The sequence below is a fragment of the Stenotrophomonas sp. 62841_Sma genome, from assembly GCF_056482945.1.
On sequence record NZ_CM151224.1, the window covers coordinates 3,887,734 to 3,902,314 of the forward strand.

A 14,581-nucleotide genomic window follows, 5' to 3' on the forward strand; every position below is an offset into this window, starting at 1 on the left:
ATGACAGCCACGCCCCCCACCCCGGCATCGGCCGCTGCCCTGCCCTCGCTGGACCGGTTGCTGCGTCTGCCTGCCTTGGCAGCGCTGATCGAGGGCCACGGCCGCAGCCGTATCACCCAGCTGCTGCGTTCGCACCTGCAGGTGCTGCGCGACCGTATCAGCGCCGGCCAGCTCTCGGCCACGCAGCTGCAGGAAGCGGTTGACGGCCCGGCGCTGGTGGCAGCAGTCGAGGCCGCACTGGCCGCTGACGCACGGCAGGATCTGCAGCCGATGTTCAATCTGACCGGCACCGTGCTGCACACCAATCTCGGCCGCGCCTTGCTGCCCGATGGCGCCGTGCACGCGGTCACCCGCGCGATGACCGCGCCGGTGGATCTTGAATTCGACATCAGCCGCGGCCGTCGCGGCGACCGCGATGCACGGGTGCAGGCATTGATCTGCGAACTGACCGGCGCTGAAGCCGCCACTGTGGTCAACAACAATGCAGCGGCGGTCCTGCTGCTGCTCAACAGCCTGGCCAACCGTCGCGACGTGGTGGTGTCACGCGGCGAGCTGGTGGAGATCGGTGGCGCCTTCCGCATTCCCGATGTGATGCGCAGTGCCGGCGCGCGGCTGCTGGAAGTGGGCACCACCAACCGCACTCACCCGGCCGACTTCGCCAATGCCATCAGCGCGCGCACTGCACTGCTGATGGAGGTGCACGCCAGCAACTACGCGATCACCGGCTTCACCGCCAAGGTCGACACCGCGGCGATGGCCGCGATCGCGCACGAGCATGGCCTGCCGCTGGTGGTGGACCTAGGCAGTGGCAGCCTGTGTGATCTGGCGGCCTTCGGCCTGCCGCACGAGCCCACCGTGCAGGAAACGCTGGCGGCCGGCGCCGATCTGGTGTCGTTCAGTGGCGACAAGCTGCTGGGTGGTCCGCAGGCCGGCATCATCGCCGGCCGCGCCGACCTGATCGCGCGGATCAACCGCAACCCGCTGAAGCGGGCACTGCGCATGGACAAGATGGGCCTGGCCGCACTGGAAGCGGTGCTGGCCCTGTACCGCGAGCCGGAGCTGCTGGCACAGCGGCTGCCGACCCTGCGCACCCTGTCACGCATGCAGGAGGACATCGATGTGCAGGCTCAGCGCCTGCTGCAGCCGATGCGTTCCGCCCTGGCGGCCGACTACGATCTTGAACAGTCACCAATGCAGAGCCAGATCGGCAGCGGCGCCCAGCCACAGGCGCAGCTGGCCAGCGCCGGACTGCGCATTACCAGCGCGCGCCGTGGCGGACTGGATCGCCTGGCCAAGCGCTTGCGTCAGCTGCCGCGGCCCGTGCTGGGCCGCATTGCCGATGACGCGCTGTGGCTGGACCTGCGCTGCCTGGAACCGGCCGACGAAGCCGACTTCCTCGCCCAGTGGAGCACGCTGCAGGCATGATCGTCGGCACCGCCGGGCATATCGACCATGGCAAAACCAGCCTGGTACGCGCACTGACCGGCATCGAAACCGATCGCCTGCAGGAAGAGCGAACGCGCGGTATATCGATCGAACTGGGCTATGCCTATGTCCCGGTGGAAAGCAGGGACGCCGAAGGCCCGGCTGCGACGCTGGGTTTCGTCGACGTGCCTGGCCATGAGCGCTTCGTGCACACGATGGTGGCCGGCGCCACGGGTATCGATGTCGCCCTGCTGGTGATCGCTGCCGACGACGGCGTGATGCCACAGACCCGCGAGCATCTGGCCATCCTGCAGCTGCTGGGCGTGGATCGCGGCGCGGTGGCGCTGACCAAGATCGACCGTGTGGATGCGGCACGCCTCGCCCGGGTCGAGATCGAGATTGCCGCGCTGCTGGCCGCGACACCGCTGCAGGATTCTCCTCTGTTCGCCTGCAACAGCACCGCACCCGACGATGCCGGCATCAGCGCACTGCGTACCCAGCTGCACGCATGGGCGGAGGACGATGCCAGCACACGCCAGGCCGAACTGCGCAGCGAACTGTTCCGCATGCCGGTGGATCGCGTGTTCTCGCTGGCCGGCCACGGCACACTGGTAACCGGCGCGGTGCATGGCGGCATCGCCGCGGTGGGTGAGCATCTGCAGCTGATGCCAGCCGCCACCGACGTGCGCGTACGCAGCATCCATGCGCAGAACCAGGCCAGCGAGCACGCGATGGCTGGGCAACGCTGCGCACTGAACCTGGCCGCCATCGCCCGCGACGACATCCGCCGTGGCGACTGGATTGCCGATCCACGCGCGCTGCTGGCCACTACCCGCGTCGACGTGCGCCTGCGACTTTCCGCACTGGCGCCGCCACTGCGCGACTGGTCACCGCTGCACATCCACTGGGGCACGATGCACCGGCAGGCCCATGTGGTGCTGCTGGAAGACCACGACCAAGGCGATGGTCAGTTGGTGCAGCTGGTGTTCGATGCAGAGGTCTGCGCGATGTGTGGCGATCGCTTCATCGCCCGCGATTCCGCCGCGACCCACACGCTGGGCGGTGGCGTCGTGCTCGATCCGGATCCTCCGCAGCGGCGTCGGCGCAGTCCTGCGCGGCTGGCCTGGCTGGGGGCACTGGAGCAGCTGGCGGCCGGTGCCGGTGTTGTCCCGCTGCTGCAGCAGGCACCTGCCGGCATTCCCCTCACCGCGTTGCAACGCTATTGCCGACGCGCTGCCGACCGCATCGACCTGCCCGAGGACACGCGACGCATCGCTACCCGCGATGACGCGGTGATCATCCTCGCCTCGCACTGGCAGGCGCTGCGCGAGCAGGTGATCGCCTCGCTGCGCGGCTGGCATGAACGACGCCCGGACGAACCCGGCGTCGACAGCGGACGCCTGCAGCGCAGCACCCTGCCCTCGCTTGCAGCGAGCCTCTGGAATGCGCTGCTGCAGGATCTGCTGGCCGATGGCACGCTGCAGCGCGTGGGCGCGTGGTGGCGCCTGCCCGGCCATGACCATGCGCCGCCGGAACGCGAACGCCTTCTGCTGGAACGCGTGCTGCCGCAACTGCATGCCGGTGGCTTCGATCCACCGTGGGTGCGCACCCTGGCCGCCGACGCCGGACTGGCCGAAGACGAGGTCCGCGCCGTCCTGCGCCGCGCCGCCGCACGTGGTGAACTGTTCCAGGTGGTACCGGACTTGTTCTATTCACCCGCGCGCATTGCGGAACTCGCTGCTATCGTCGCGCAGCTGTCACAGGCCAGCGGCACGGTGGATGCGGCGGCGTTCCGCGATGCCATCGGCCTGGGCCGCAAACGCAGCATCCAGATCTTGGAGTTCTTCAATCGCGTTGGCTACACTCGACGCGTCGGTGACCAGCATCGGCCGCGCGGCGACCTGCAGTGGAACGCGGCCCGCGACTGAGCCCACCGGTACCGCCGTACTTTCGGAAGGCATGCGCATCCGGGCATGCGGCTGGGCTTCAAACCCAGTAGGGGGCGTCGATCGTTCCCTGGTAGGTTCGACTCCTGCTGCCTTCCGCCATTCGTGTTTCCGCAGGAGATGTCGGCATGGCCACGCACGCGCAGTCCCCCGCTCCTTCAACGGCCGATGCCCCGCAACGACTGACGTCTCTCGCGCATGGCGGTGGCTGCGGCTGCAAGATCGCGCCGGGTGTGCTGACCGAACTGCTGCGTGGCGTTCCAGCGCTTCCCGCACCGGCCGAACTGCTGGTCGGCCGCGAGACCAGCGACGACGCCGCGGTGTACCGCCTCGATGACCGGCAGGCGATCGTCGCCACCACCGATTTCTTCATGCCGATCGTCGACGACCCGTTCGACTTCGGCCGCATCGCCGCCACCAATGCGCTGTCGGACCTGTACGCGATGGGCGCGCGGCCACTGTTCGCGCTGGCCATCGTCGGCATGCCGATCAACAGCCTGCCGCAGGACACCATCCGCGGCATCCTGCAGGGTGGCGAACGCGCCTGCGCTGATGCCGGCATCGTGGTGGCTGGTGGCCACAGCATCGATTCGGTGGAACCCATCTACGGCCTGGCCGCGATCGGCGTGCTCGATCCGCAGCGGCTCAAGCGCAATGCCGATGCCCGCGCCGGCGATGTGCTGGTGCTGGGCAAGCCATTGGGCGTGGGCGTGTATTCGTCGGCGCTGAAGAAAGAAGTGCTGGATGCCGAGGGCTACCGGCAGATGATCGAGTCGACCACCCGCCTGAACAGCGTGGGCCTGCCCCTTGCCGCTCTGGACGGCGTGCATGCCATGACCGACGTCACCGGCTTCGGCCTGCTCGGCCACCTGCTGGAGGTGTGCCGCGCCAGTGGCGTGGCCGCCGAGGTGGATAGTGCACAGGTGCCGCTGCTGCCGCAGACCCTGGACCTGCTGCAACGTGGCTGCGTAACCGGCGCCTCCAACCGCAACTGGGCCTCGTACGGCGCCGAGGTGCGCTTCGCCGAAGGCTTGGCCACCCACTGGCAGCCACTGCTGACCGACCCGCAGACCAGCGGCGGCCTGCTGGTGTCCTGTGCGCCGGAAGCGGTGGATGCGGTGCTGGCCTGTTTCCACGACGCGGGGTTCGGCCAGGCGGCCGTGCTGGGGCGCTTGAGCGAGGGAGCGGCGGGCGTCAGCGTGGTTTGAGATGTTCTTGCCTCGGGCGCGCATCCCCCGTCGTTGAGATCCGCAGCCATGGCGGCGGCACCACTTCATCGGTTTGCTCGGATAACGTGCCACTGGGAGCAACCTCAGCACTATTAAAGCATGCTTTAATAGCGGCCGGGATTCTTAAAGATCCCTTTAACAACGCCTCGCCAGGAGCGCAAATGCCCAGGACCACCGGCACTTACACCACCACCGATTCGGGCGGCGAGCTTGTCAAGGCCTTCGTGCCCCATCCATTGCCGCCCACGATGCCGCCCCTTGATCCTGCTTGCTACATGGCCAATGCGGCAGCCGAGGCGGCGCTGGGACGGCTCTCCGCCATGTCAGGTTTGGTCGCTTCTGCTGAATGGCTGATCTACAGCTCCATCCGCAAGGAGGCCTTGTTGACCTCCCAGATGGAGGGCACTCAGGCGACACTGACGGATCTGCTGGATCAAGAATCCGGAATCGACGTGGCCAGTACCACAGACGTCAGCGACGTGACGAATTACCTGCAAGCGTTCGCGTATGTGCGAGACCAGCTGAAACACGATTGGGGCCTGCCGATCTCAACGCGCCTGCTGTGCGAAGCACATAGCATCCTTTTGAACAGTGCGCGCGGCGAGCAGAAGTTACCTGGTGAAGTGCGCCGCTCCCAGAACTGGATCGCAGGTACCCGGCCAGGCAATGCTCTTTACGTCCCCCCTCCTCACATGGAAGTCGGACGGTTGCTGGGTGAGATGGAGCGCTATATCCACGAGCCTACGACAGACCTTCCTCCTCTGGTCCGCATTGCCTTGATCCATGCACAGTTCGAAACGATCCACCCGTTCCTTGATGGCAATGGGCGCATAGGCCGCTTGCTGATTGCAGCATTGCTGGAAGACTGGAAGCTGCTGCCGGAGCCACTGCTCTATGTCTCTGGCGAACTCAAGAAACATCAAGACGAGTACTACCGGCTCCTGTCGGCCATCCGCGCCGATGGCGACTGGGAGAGTTGGATCCGCTTCTTCCTCGACTGCACGACCGAAGCCGCCGAGAACGCCCAAAGAAACATCATCGACATCGCCTCACTCATCGCAGCCGACCGGAGAAAGGTCATGGCTGCGAAAGACGGCACGGTGCAGGCGATCCGCTTGTTCGAAATGCTGCCTACGATGCCGCGCTTCACCATTACATTTGCAGCTGAAAGGCTGGGGGTGACATTTCCCACCGCCAGCGCGGCTGTCAAAGTCCTGCAAAGCGTTGACGTCCTTGTCGGTACCGGGAATCAGAAACGGAACCAGCAGTTCAGCTACAAGCAATACACCGAACTGCTGCAGCGCTAGGGAGGTAGGCGCAGCCCGCGCATCGAAGGGGAGACGTTGAATATCCCCCAAATGCGTACCCAGGCGGATCAATGATCACCCATCACACGCTCGTCCCAACCGCCAGGGCACGCATCTTCGATGACCTGACGGCACGCCCGGCCACGCCCTATCACTCGATGTTCTGCACCTGTTCGCGGATCTGGTCGATCAGCACCTTCAGCTCCACCGCAGCATTGGACGTACGGCTGTCCACCGACTTCGAGCCCAGCGTGTTGGCTTCGCGGTTGAACTCCTGCAGCAGGAAGTCCAGGCGGCGGCCAACCGGCTCACGCTGCTTGAGCACGCGGCGGATCTCGACGATGTGGCTGCCGAGGCGGTCCAGCTCTTCATCCACGTCCAGCTTCTGCAGCCACAGCACCAGCTCCTGCTCGGCGCGGCCGGGGTCGACCGGGTGCGGCAGGTCAGCCAGGCGTGCGGCAAGCTTGGCGCGCTGGCCGTCGCGAATGGCCGGAATCAAGGTGCGCACTTCGGTAGCGATGCGTTCGATACCGTCCACGCGTTCGCTGATGGCGGCCGACAACTTGCCGCCTTCGCGCTCACGGGCCTCGACGAATCCGTCCAGCACCTGGTCCAGCAGGGCCAGTGCCTCGACCTGCAGGGCAGCGGCATCGGTGGCCTCGCCGCGGGTGACGCCCGGCAGCTGCAGCAGGTCGGTGAAGCTGACCTGCAGGTTGGGGAAATCGGAGGTCAGGCGGTGCGCCAGGCGGCCCAGCTGACCCAGCAGGGCCTCGTCCACCTGCAGGTTGGCGGCCGCTTCCGGCGCGCGCAGGCGCATCACCAGATCCAGCTTGCCGCGGCTCAGGCGTGCGGCGATACGCTCGCGCAGCTGCGGCTCGAGCGCCCGCAGTTCCTCGGGCAGGCGGGTGCCGACCTCCAGGAAGCGGTGGTTGACCGAGCGCAGCTCGCAGCCCAGCGTGCCCCACGGGGTGACCCGCTCGCCGCCGGCGTAGGCGGTCATGCTTCGAATCATGGATTGTGTCCGGTGCGTGCAAAGGGGGAATGGTACCCTAGCGCCCTCACCAGAGCCCCCTTGCCCGCCCCGTGAAGGCCGCGGGCGTGGCGGCGTACTCCCTCGCCATTACGGAACCCGCACCATGTCCGATTCCCGCCCCAGCGGCCGCCAGCCCGACCAGCTCCGCCCGGTCGTCATCCAACGCGGCTTCACCCGCCACGCCGAAGGTTCGGTGCTGGTGTGCTTCGGTGAAACCCGTGTGCTGTGCACCGCCAGCGTCGAGAACCGCGTGCCGGGCTTCCTGCGCGGCAAGGGCGAAGGCTGGGTGACCGCCGAGTACGGCATGCTGCCGCGCGCCACCCACACCCGCAGCGACCGTGAAGCCGCCCGTGGCAAGCAGGGCGGCCGCACGCTGGAAATCCAGCGCCTGATCGGCCGCAGCCTGCGTGCCTGCGTGGACCGCAACGCGCTGGGCGAGCGCACCATCACCCTCGACTGCGACGTGCTGCAGGCCGACGGCGGCACCCGCACCGCCGCCATCACCGGCGCCTACGTGGCGCTGGTCGATGCGGTGAACGTGCTGATGAAGCGCGGCGACATCAAGCGCAACCCGATCCTGGGCGCAGTGGCCGCGGTGTCGGTAGGCGTCTACCGCGGCACCCCGGTGCTGGACCTGGACTACGCCGAAGACAGCGACTGCGACACCGACATGAACGTGGTGATGAACGACGGCGGCGGCTTCATCGAGCTGCAGGGCACCGCCGAAGGCCATGCCTTCCGTCGCGACGAGCTGGACGCGCTGCTGGGCCTGGCCGAAAAGGGCGTGCGCGAGCTGCTGGACGCACAGCAGGCGGCGCTGTCGGCATGAACCGGCGCATCGCCCTGACCACCCTGGTGGTGGCCGACTACGACGAAGCCATTGCCTGGTACACCGGCAAGCTCGGCTTCGCGCTGCTGGAGGACATCGACCAGGGCCACAAGCGCTGGGTGGTGGTGGGCCCGACCGACGGCAGCGCTGCCGCCCTGCTGCTGGCCCGTGCCAGCGACGAGGAACAGCGCAGCCGCATCGGCAACCAGACCGGTGGCCGCGTCGCCTTCTTCCTCAACACCGACGACTTCCACCGCGACCACACGGCGATGCTGGCCGCCGGGGTCGAATTCCTGGAAGCGCCGCGCGAAGAACCCTATGCAACGGTCGCGGTGTTCCGCGATCTGTATGGCAACACCTGGGACCTGCTGGAGCCCCGTCAATGAAGAAACTGGTACTGGCCAGCCACAACGCCGGCAAGCTGGTGGAGATGCAGGAGATCCTCGCCGACCTGCCGCTGCAGATCACCTCGGCCGCCGAGCTGGGCCTGGGCGACGTGGAAGAAACCGGCCTGACCTTCGTAGAGAACGCGCTGCTGAAGGCGCGCGCGGCCTGCGAAGCGACCGGCCTGCCGGCGCTGGCCGATGATTCCGGCCTGATCGTCGATGCCCTCGGCGGTGCACCCGGCCTGTACAGCGCGCGCTATGCCGGCCACCCGACCAATGCCGCGGCCAACAACGCCAAGCTGCTGGAGGCGATGGCCGACGTTCCCGATGGCCAGCGCGGTGCCCGCTTCTATGCGGTGATCGTGCTGCTGCGCCACGCCACCGATCCGCAGCCGCTGATCTGCGAAGGTCGCTGGGAGGGCCAGATCATCCGTGAACTGCGCGGCACGAATGGATTCGGCTACAACCCGGTGTTCCTGGACACCACCCACGGCCTGACCGCTGCGGAGATGGAGCCGGCACTGAAGAACGCCATCAGCCACCGTGCCATTGCCCTGCAGCAGCTCAAGCAGCAGCTGGCGACGCTGTACTGACGCCACCCGATCGAACCAGGGAAGCCGGCCAGCGGCCGGCACTACCGAAGAAGCCCATGCCGCACGCCCACGACCACTGCAACCACCTGCCCGGCGAAGCCTGCTCGGCGGATCACAACGCCGCGCCGCGCCTGGTACCGCCCCCGCTGTCGCTGTACGTGCACCTGCCGTGGTGCGTGCGCAAATGCCCGTACTGCGATTTCAATTCGCACCAGGCCAAGGGCGAGCTGCCGTTCGATGCCTACATCGATGCGCTGCTGCGCGACCTCGACCAGGACCTGCCGCTGGTCTGGGGCCGGGTGGTGCACAGCGTGTTCTTCGGTGGCGGCACGCCCAGCCTGTTCCCGCCGGAAGCAATCGACCGTTTCCTGCAACAGGCCAGCGCACGCCTGCGCTTCGCGCCCAATGCCGAAATCACCCTGGAAACCAACCCGGGCACGGCCGAGCATGGCCGTTTCGACCGCTACCGCGCAGCCGGCGTGAACCGCCTCAGCTTCGGCATCCAGAGTTTCGACGACGCCATGCTCAAGCGCCTGGGCCGCATCCACGACAGTGGCGAAGCCGAGCGCGCGGTGAAGATGGCGCAGGACGCGGGTTACGACAACTTCAACATCGACCTGATGTACGCACTGCCGGAACAGACCCTGGCCGGTGCCGAGGCCGATCTGGAACGTGCGTTCGCGCTGCAGCCGGCGCATATCTCGCACTACCAGCTGACCCTGGAACCGAACACGGTGTTCTTCGCGCGGCCGCCGCAGGGCATTCCCGATGAAGACAACGCCTGGGACATGCAGGAACACTGCCAGGCCCTGCTGGCGCAGGCAGGCTTCGGCCAGTACGAGGTGAGCGCCTACGCACGCGCTGGCCGGCAGAGCGCGCACAACCTGAACTACTGGCGCTTCGGCGATTACCTGGGCATCGGTGCCGGCGCGCACGGCAAGATCAGCTCGGGCGCCGAGGAACACGTGCTGCGACGCTGGAAGCTGAAGCATCCGCAGGCTTATCTGGACAGCGCGGGCACCCCGGCCTCGTTCGGGGGTGACGATGTGATCGCGCCTGAGCGCCTGCCTTTCGAATACATGCTGAATCTGCTGCGCCTGCACGAAGGCTTCGGCCTGCGCGATTTCGAGTCGCGTACCGGGCTGTCGCGCAGCGTGCTGGATGCACCGCTGGCCGAGGCCGTGCAGCGCGGCTGGCTGGACGTGACCGATGGCCATGTGCAGCCGACCGAACTGGGCCGCCGTTTCACCAACGATGTGGTGAGCCTGTTCCTGGAGGAGTGATCCTCGCCTGACAGGGGGTAGTGCCGGCCGCTGGCCGGCAGCTCGATCGGCGCGGATTGCCGGCCAGCGGCCGGCACTACCGTTCATCGGTCGGGCCATGCCTGGCGAACGGGATGCACATTCGCCCTAAAGTAGCGCCGACAGCGGCCGACACGGTAGATTCACCAGATCGATCCGCGGGAATCCGGATACCGCCTGCCGATGTCAGCTGTCTTTTCCATCACTCCTGCCGACAAGAACCGCCTGGCCGCCAGCGACCTGCCACCGCGGGTACGTGAGCTGCTGGGCGCGCTGATCGGCCTGTGCCGGCAGACGCTGGCCGCGCCCCTGATCCTGACTGTCGAAGCGCTGGAGCAGACCCTGCTGCACGACGCCGATCGCGCACGCAATCCGCAGCAGCAGGCCGAGCTGATGGCCCAGCGTGGACAGCTGCACGCCTTCGCTGGCCACTTCGCCGACCGCATGCTCGATGCCGTTGCCGACGCCCTCGCACGGTTGCGCGAACCGGCCAACGGTGTCAGCACCAGTGCTACGCCGCCAGCGCTGCCGGGCATGCTCGGGCTGTCGCTGGTTGATGAGCACGAAGTGGATCGCGACCTGCTGCTGACCGAGATGGTACGGCGCGAAACCCTGCGTTCAACCAACACACTGAACCTGCTCGGCCAACGCCTGGGGGTACTGGCGGCGGCGCCGGCCTTCGAGGCCGACACCCTGCCGCTGGCGCCGCAGGCACTGTGCGCGATGGTGCGCCGGATTGCCGAACAGGACGCGCTGAGCGTCGAGGTACAGCTGGCGCTGTATCGCAGTTTCGAACGGCAGGTGCTGGAACGGCTGGGCGATATCCTTGACCGTGCCAATGCCCTGCTGGCCCAGTCCGGCGTACTGCCGGGGCTGGTCTACACCCCCTACCTGGCACGCTCGTCGAGCACGCGGCGGATCATCACCCAGTCGGTGGGTGGTGGCCGCACCACACAGCCGGCCAAGCGCAGCGCGGCCCCCCTGACCGGCTGGAACGGTTCGGCACCGGCCGGCTCCTGGTCCAGCCTGGTACAGGACGCCTTCCACGAGGGTGGCGCAGCCGGCCCCGCCACGCCGGGCGTGACCACATCCACCGGCAGTGCTTTGCATGAGCTGCTGCAGCAGGCCCGGCACGCCAACCCTGCCCCGGCGGACAGCGGCGCAGTGCCCAGCGCGGCAGTCGACGCGGTACTCGCGCGCCTGCAGGCTCAGTCCAGTGCGGCAACCGGCGTGGCCGACCTGCAGGCCGCCGTGGTCGCGCAGCTGCGCAGCGAGCATGGTGCGCAGGCCCAGCTGGGCAGTCACGACCGGGACAACCTGGACCTGCTGCGCATGCTGATGCAGCAGGTGCAACAGCAGCAACGTCCCGATCCGGTGCCGGCCGCCCTGCTGGCCCGCCTGCAGGTGCCCCTGGCACGCGCGGCCATGGCCGACCCGGGCTTCTTCGTACGCGACGAACACCCCGCGCGTGAGCTGCTCAACCAGATCGCCGAAGTCGGCGCCAACTGGCTGGGCGACGACGATGTCGACCCGCAGCTGCTGCAGCGCATGGCGCAGAGCGTGCAGGGCCTGCTGGGGCAGGATGCGCGCGCACCGGAGGCCTTTGCCGCCGCCAACGAAGACGTGCAGCAGCACCAGCGCGCGGCGGCCCATCGTGCCGAACTGGCCGAGCGCCGCCACGTGGAGGCCGCGCGCGGCAAGGAACGATTGGAACTGGCCCGTCGCCAGGCCACCGCACAGATCGACCAGTGCTGCGACACGCAGTCGCCACCGCGCTTCGTGCAGACCCTGTTGCGCCAGGCCTGGGCCGATGCACTGACCCTCACCCGCCTGCGCCATGGCGATGATTCGCCACAGTGGCAGGAACGCCTGCAACAGACCGAGCGCATCGCTGCCATCACCGCACAGGCCATCGACGCCCCAGGCGGCACCGATACCGCGTTGGCAGCGGACGTGGAGGCCGCACTGCTGCAGGTCGGCTACCACGCCGAGGAAGCCGCCGCCGTCGCGCGCAGGCTGGCCACGCCCGGCGGCGAGGATGAAAGCACCTCGCGTACCGAACTCAGTGCCCGCCTGAAGGCACGTGCGCGCCTCGGCGAACACGCCGGCGCGCCCACCGGCACGGCGCCTGCAACGCCCCGCAGCAGTGCCGAAGAAGCCGCCTACCAGCAACTGTCCACGCTGCCGTTCGGCAGCTGGTTCGACATCGATACCGGTGATGGCACGCTGCGCCGCCAGCGCCTGTCCTGGTACAGCCTGCTGACCGGCCACGCCCTGTTCGTCAATCCACGCGGGCAGAAGATCACCGATACCGACCTGGATACGCTGGCACGGCAGATCAGTGCCGGGCGCGCGCAACTGGTCACCGAAGACAAGGGCCGGCTGGTCGACCGTGCCTGGGAAGCCAGCCTTGGTGCGCTGCGCGCACTGGCCACGGGCCGCGCACAGGAGACCCCCGCATGAAAGCCGTACCGCCGCAGGACACCCGCCGCGCGCCGCGCCGCCAGGTCTCGGACCTGGTGCCGGTCACCGACCAGATGCGCGAGTGCGTGGTCGGGCGCCTGGGCAATGTCTCCGAAACCGGCATGCTGATGCTGGCCAGCGTGCCGCTGCGCGAGGATGCGCTGTACCAGCTGCGCTTCCCGTTGCCGCTGGGTGATGGCCGCCAGCAGGCCATCGACGTGGGCGTGCACCTGCTGTGGAGCGAGCCCGCACACGTTCCCGGCCAGAGCTGGACCGGCTTCCGCTTCCTGACCCTGTCACGCGAACATCGGCAGCTGCTGCGCCAGTGGGTGGGCGAGGACAGCGACGAGGGACCGGTTTCGACGGTCTGAGTGCCGGTTCCGGCACAGCGGTTTTTCGCGGTATGCGGCAGAATCTAGGGCCGTTTTCCGTGTCGAGCCACCGCAATGATCCAGCAAGACCCCGGCGCCCTGTATCCCGACCACCTGGCCGTGCTGTGCCGACGCGCCGAACAGGCGCTGGCCCGCGGCGGCTTCGATCACCTGGTGGTGCCCAGCGGCACCCTGCACTACCAGGTGTTCGACGACCGCGACTACCCGTATGCGGTGAATCCGCAGTTCAAGGCCTGGCTGCCGCTGACCCGCGTGCCCAACAGCTGGATCGTGTTCACCCCCGGCAAGCGTCCGGCGGTGATCTTCCACCAGCCGTTCGATTACTGGCACGTGGTACCGGACGCACCGAGTGGCTGGTGGGTGGAGCACTTCGACATCCACATCATCCGCAAGCCCGAAGAGGCGCTGGCCCTGCTGCCGGCCGACCCGTCGCGCTGCGCGATCCTCGGCGAGCCGCAGAGCACGCTGGGCAACTACGTGCCGAACAACCCGGCGCCGGTGGTGAACTACCTGGAATGGCACCGCGGCAGCAAGACGCCGTATGAAATCGCGCTGATGCGCCAGGCGCAGGTGCTGGGCGTGCGCGGCCACCGCGCCGCCGAAGCCGCGTTCCGCAACGGCGCCGACGAGTTCAGCATCCACATGGCGTACTGCCAGGCCGTCGGCCAGGACGCCAACGAGCTGCCCTACGGCAACATCGTGGCGTTGAACGAACATGCCGCCGTGCTGCATTACACCGAGCTGGGCCGCAAGGCGCCGCAGCCGCTGCGCAGCTTCCTGATCGATGCTGGTGCCAGCGCGCACGGCTACGCCAGCGACATCACCCGCACCTACGCCGCACAGGGCCACGACGAATTCGCGGCGATGATCGCCGCCGTCGACGCTGCCCAGCAGCAGATGTGCGCAGCGGTGCGCCCGGGCTTCGACTACAAGCAGCTGCACGTGGACGCGCATCTTTCGCTGATGGGCGTGCTGAAGGACTTCGGCGTGATCAAGGTGTCGCCGCAGACCGCAGTGGAAACCGGCGTCAGCGCCGCGTTCTTCCCGCACGGCATCGGCCACCTGATCGGCCTGCAGGTGCACGACGTGGCCGGCTTCGCGGCCAGCGACGAAGGCGGCCGCATCGAGCGCCCGGCGGGCCACCCGTACCTGCGCCTGACCCGCGTGCTGGAACCGGGCATGGTGGTGACCATCGAACCGGGCCTGTACTTCATCGACATGCTGTTGAATGAAGTGAAGGATGCCGGCCATGGCGATGCGATCAACTGGGACCGCGTGGATTTCTTCCGTCCGTATGGCGGCATCCGCATCGAAGACGAAGTGCTGTGCACTCAGGGCGAGGCGGACAACCTGACGCGGCCGGAGTTTGCGGCGGCGAACGGCTGAGCCCCTCGTGGTTGGTCGCTGAATCAAAAGCTGCGCTTGGCGGGGCGGGGTGGGTTCGCGGGGGACGCCGTGAATCCATCCCTGGAGGCTTGGCCGCGGCATCCATGCCGCGGACACCCCCGCGAACCCACCCCGCCCCACCTCTGACAGTTTCCTGCGCGCGTTCAACCACGGAAAAGAAAAAAGAAAAGCAGAAGCGGGTCGCTCGCTGCGCTTGCTCTGTGTCGACCAAGGTCGACACCTACCAACAGCCGCGCTTGCCAGTAGTTCCACGCCATGCGTGGATGATTC

Annotated in this window: 12 protein-coding genes and 1 tRNA gene; 12 read left to right on the forward strand and 1 reads right to left on the reverse strand. The window is 67.7% G+C overall.

Annotated elements, in window-relative coordinates:
• The 5 genes from selA (at position 1) to ACZK5G_RS18200 (ending at position 5,907) form a co-directional block, all read left to right on the forward strand.
• Positions 1-1,425, forward strand: coding sequence for an L-seryl-tRNA(Sec) selenium transferase (selA, locus tag ACZK5G_RS18180; protein ID WP_478464305.1), 1,425 nt, complete (start codon positions 1-3; stop codon positions 1,423-1,425).
• Complete coding sequence (gene selB, locus ACZK5G_RS18185; protein WP_478464306.1) at positions 1,422-3,353, forward strand: selenocysteine-specific translation elongation factor; 1,932 nt, start codon at positions 1,422-1,424, stop codon at positions 3,351-3,353. The genes selA and selB overlap by 4 nt, the downstream gene beginning before the upstream one ends.
• A gap of 24 nt (positions 3,354-3,377) precedes the next feature.
• Positions 3,378-3,473 (forward strand) — tRNA-Sec (locus tag ACZK5G_RS18190).
• Between the two features lie 26 nt (positions 3,474-3,499).
• The gene (selD, locus tag ACZK5G_RS18195; protein ID WP_478464308.1) at positions 3,500-4,579 is read left to right on the forward strand and encodes a selenide, water dikinase SelD; all 1,080 of its coding nucleotides are present in this window, start codon (positions 3,500-3,502) and stop codon (positions 4,577-4,579) included.
• 182 nt (positions 4,580-4,761) lie between these two features.
• Positions 4,762-5,907: a Fic family protein gene (locus ACZK5G_RS18200; RefSeq protein WP_071228189.1), complete on the forward strand. Its 1,146-nt coding sequence runs from the start codon at positions 4,762-4,764 to the stop codon at positions 5,905-5,907.
• Between the two features lie 151 nt (positions 5,908-6,058).
• On the opposite strand, the gene ACZK5G_RS18205 is transcribed toward ACZK5G_RS18200, so the two are convergent.
• Positions 6,059-6,919 carry a YicC/YloC family endoribonuclease gene (locus ACZK5G_RS18205; protein WP_019661992.1) on the reverse strand — a complete coding sequence of 287 codons (861 nt, stop codon included), beginning with the start codon at positions 6,917-6,919 and terminating at the stop codon, positions 6,059-6,061.
• 124 nt (positions 6,920-7,043) lie between these two features.
• Here ACZK5G_RS18205 and rph point away from each other — a divergent pair, with 124 nt between their 5' ends.
• The 7 genes from rph (at position 7,044) to pepQ (ending at position 14,290) form a co-directional block, all read left to right on the forward strand.
• Positions 7,044-7,769, forward strand: coding sequence for a ribonuclease PH (gene rph, locus ACZK5G_RS18210; protein ID WP_012512000.1), 726 nt, complete (start codon positions 7,044-7,046; stop codon positions 7,767-7,769).
• Positions 7,766-8,155, forward strand: a complete 390-nt coding sequence (locus ACZK5G_RS18215) for a VOC family protein (RefSeq protein ID WP_049400723.1) — start codon at positions 7,766-7,768, stop codon at positions 8,153-8,155. The genes rph and ACZK5G_RS18215 overlap by 4 nt, the downstream gene beginning before the upstream one ends.
• Positions 8,152-8,748 carry an RdgB/HAM1 family non-canonical purine NTP pyrophosphatase gene (gene rdgB / locus ACZK5G_RS18220; RefSeq protein ID WP_014038346.1) on the forward strand — a complete coding sequence of 199 codons (597 nt, stop codon included), beginning with the start codon at positions 8,152-8,154 and terminating at the stop codon, positions 8,746-8,748. The genes ACZK5G_RS18215 and rdgB overlap by 4 nt, the downstream gene beginning before the upstream one ends.
• Before the next feature lie 56 nt (positions 8,749-8,804).
• Positions 8,805-10,031, forward strand: a complete 1,227-nt coding sequence (gene hemW, locus ACZK5G_RS18225) for a radical SAM family heme chaperone HemW (RefSeq protein WP_478464310.1) — start codon at positions 8,805-8,807, stop codon at positions 10,029-10,031.
• Between the two features lie 201 nt (positions 10,032-10,232).
• Positions 10,233-12,512 carry a DUF1631 family protein gene (locus tag ACZK5G_RS18230; RefSeq protein WP_277778968.1) on the forward strand — a complete coding sequence of 760 codons (2,280 nt, stop codon included), beginning with the start codon at positions 10,233-10,235 and terminating at the stop codon, positions 12,510-12,512.
• Positions 12,509-12,883, forward strand: coding sequence for a PilZ domain-containing protein (locus ACZK5G_RS18235; protein WP_180838787.1), 375 nt, complete (start codon positions 12,509-12,511; stop codon positions 12,881-12,883). Before ACZK5G_RS18230 ends, ACZK5G_RS18235 begins: the two co-directional genes overlap by 4 nt.
• Positions 12,884-12,958: 75 nt before the next feature.
• Positions 12,959-14,290, forward strand: a complete 1,332-nt coding sequence (gene pepQ, locus ACZK5G_RS18240) for a Xaa-Pro dipeptidase (protein ID WP_478464312.1) — start codon at positions 12,959-12,961, stop codon at positions 14,288-14,290.
• Positions 14,291-14,581 lie beyond the last annotated feature (291 nt).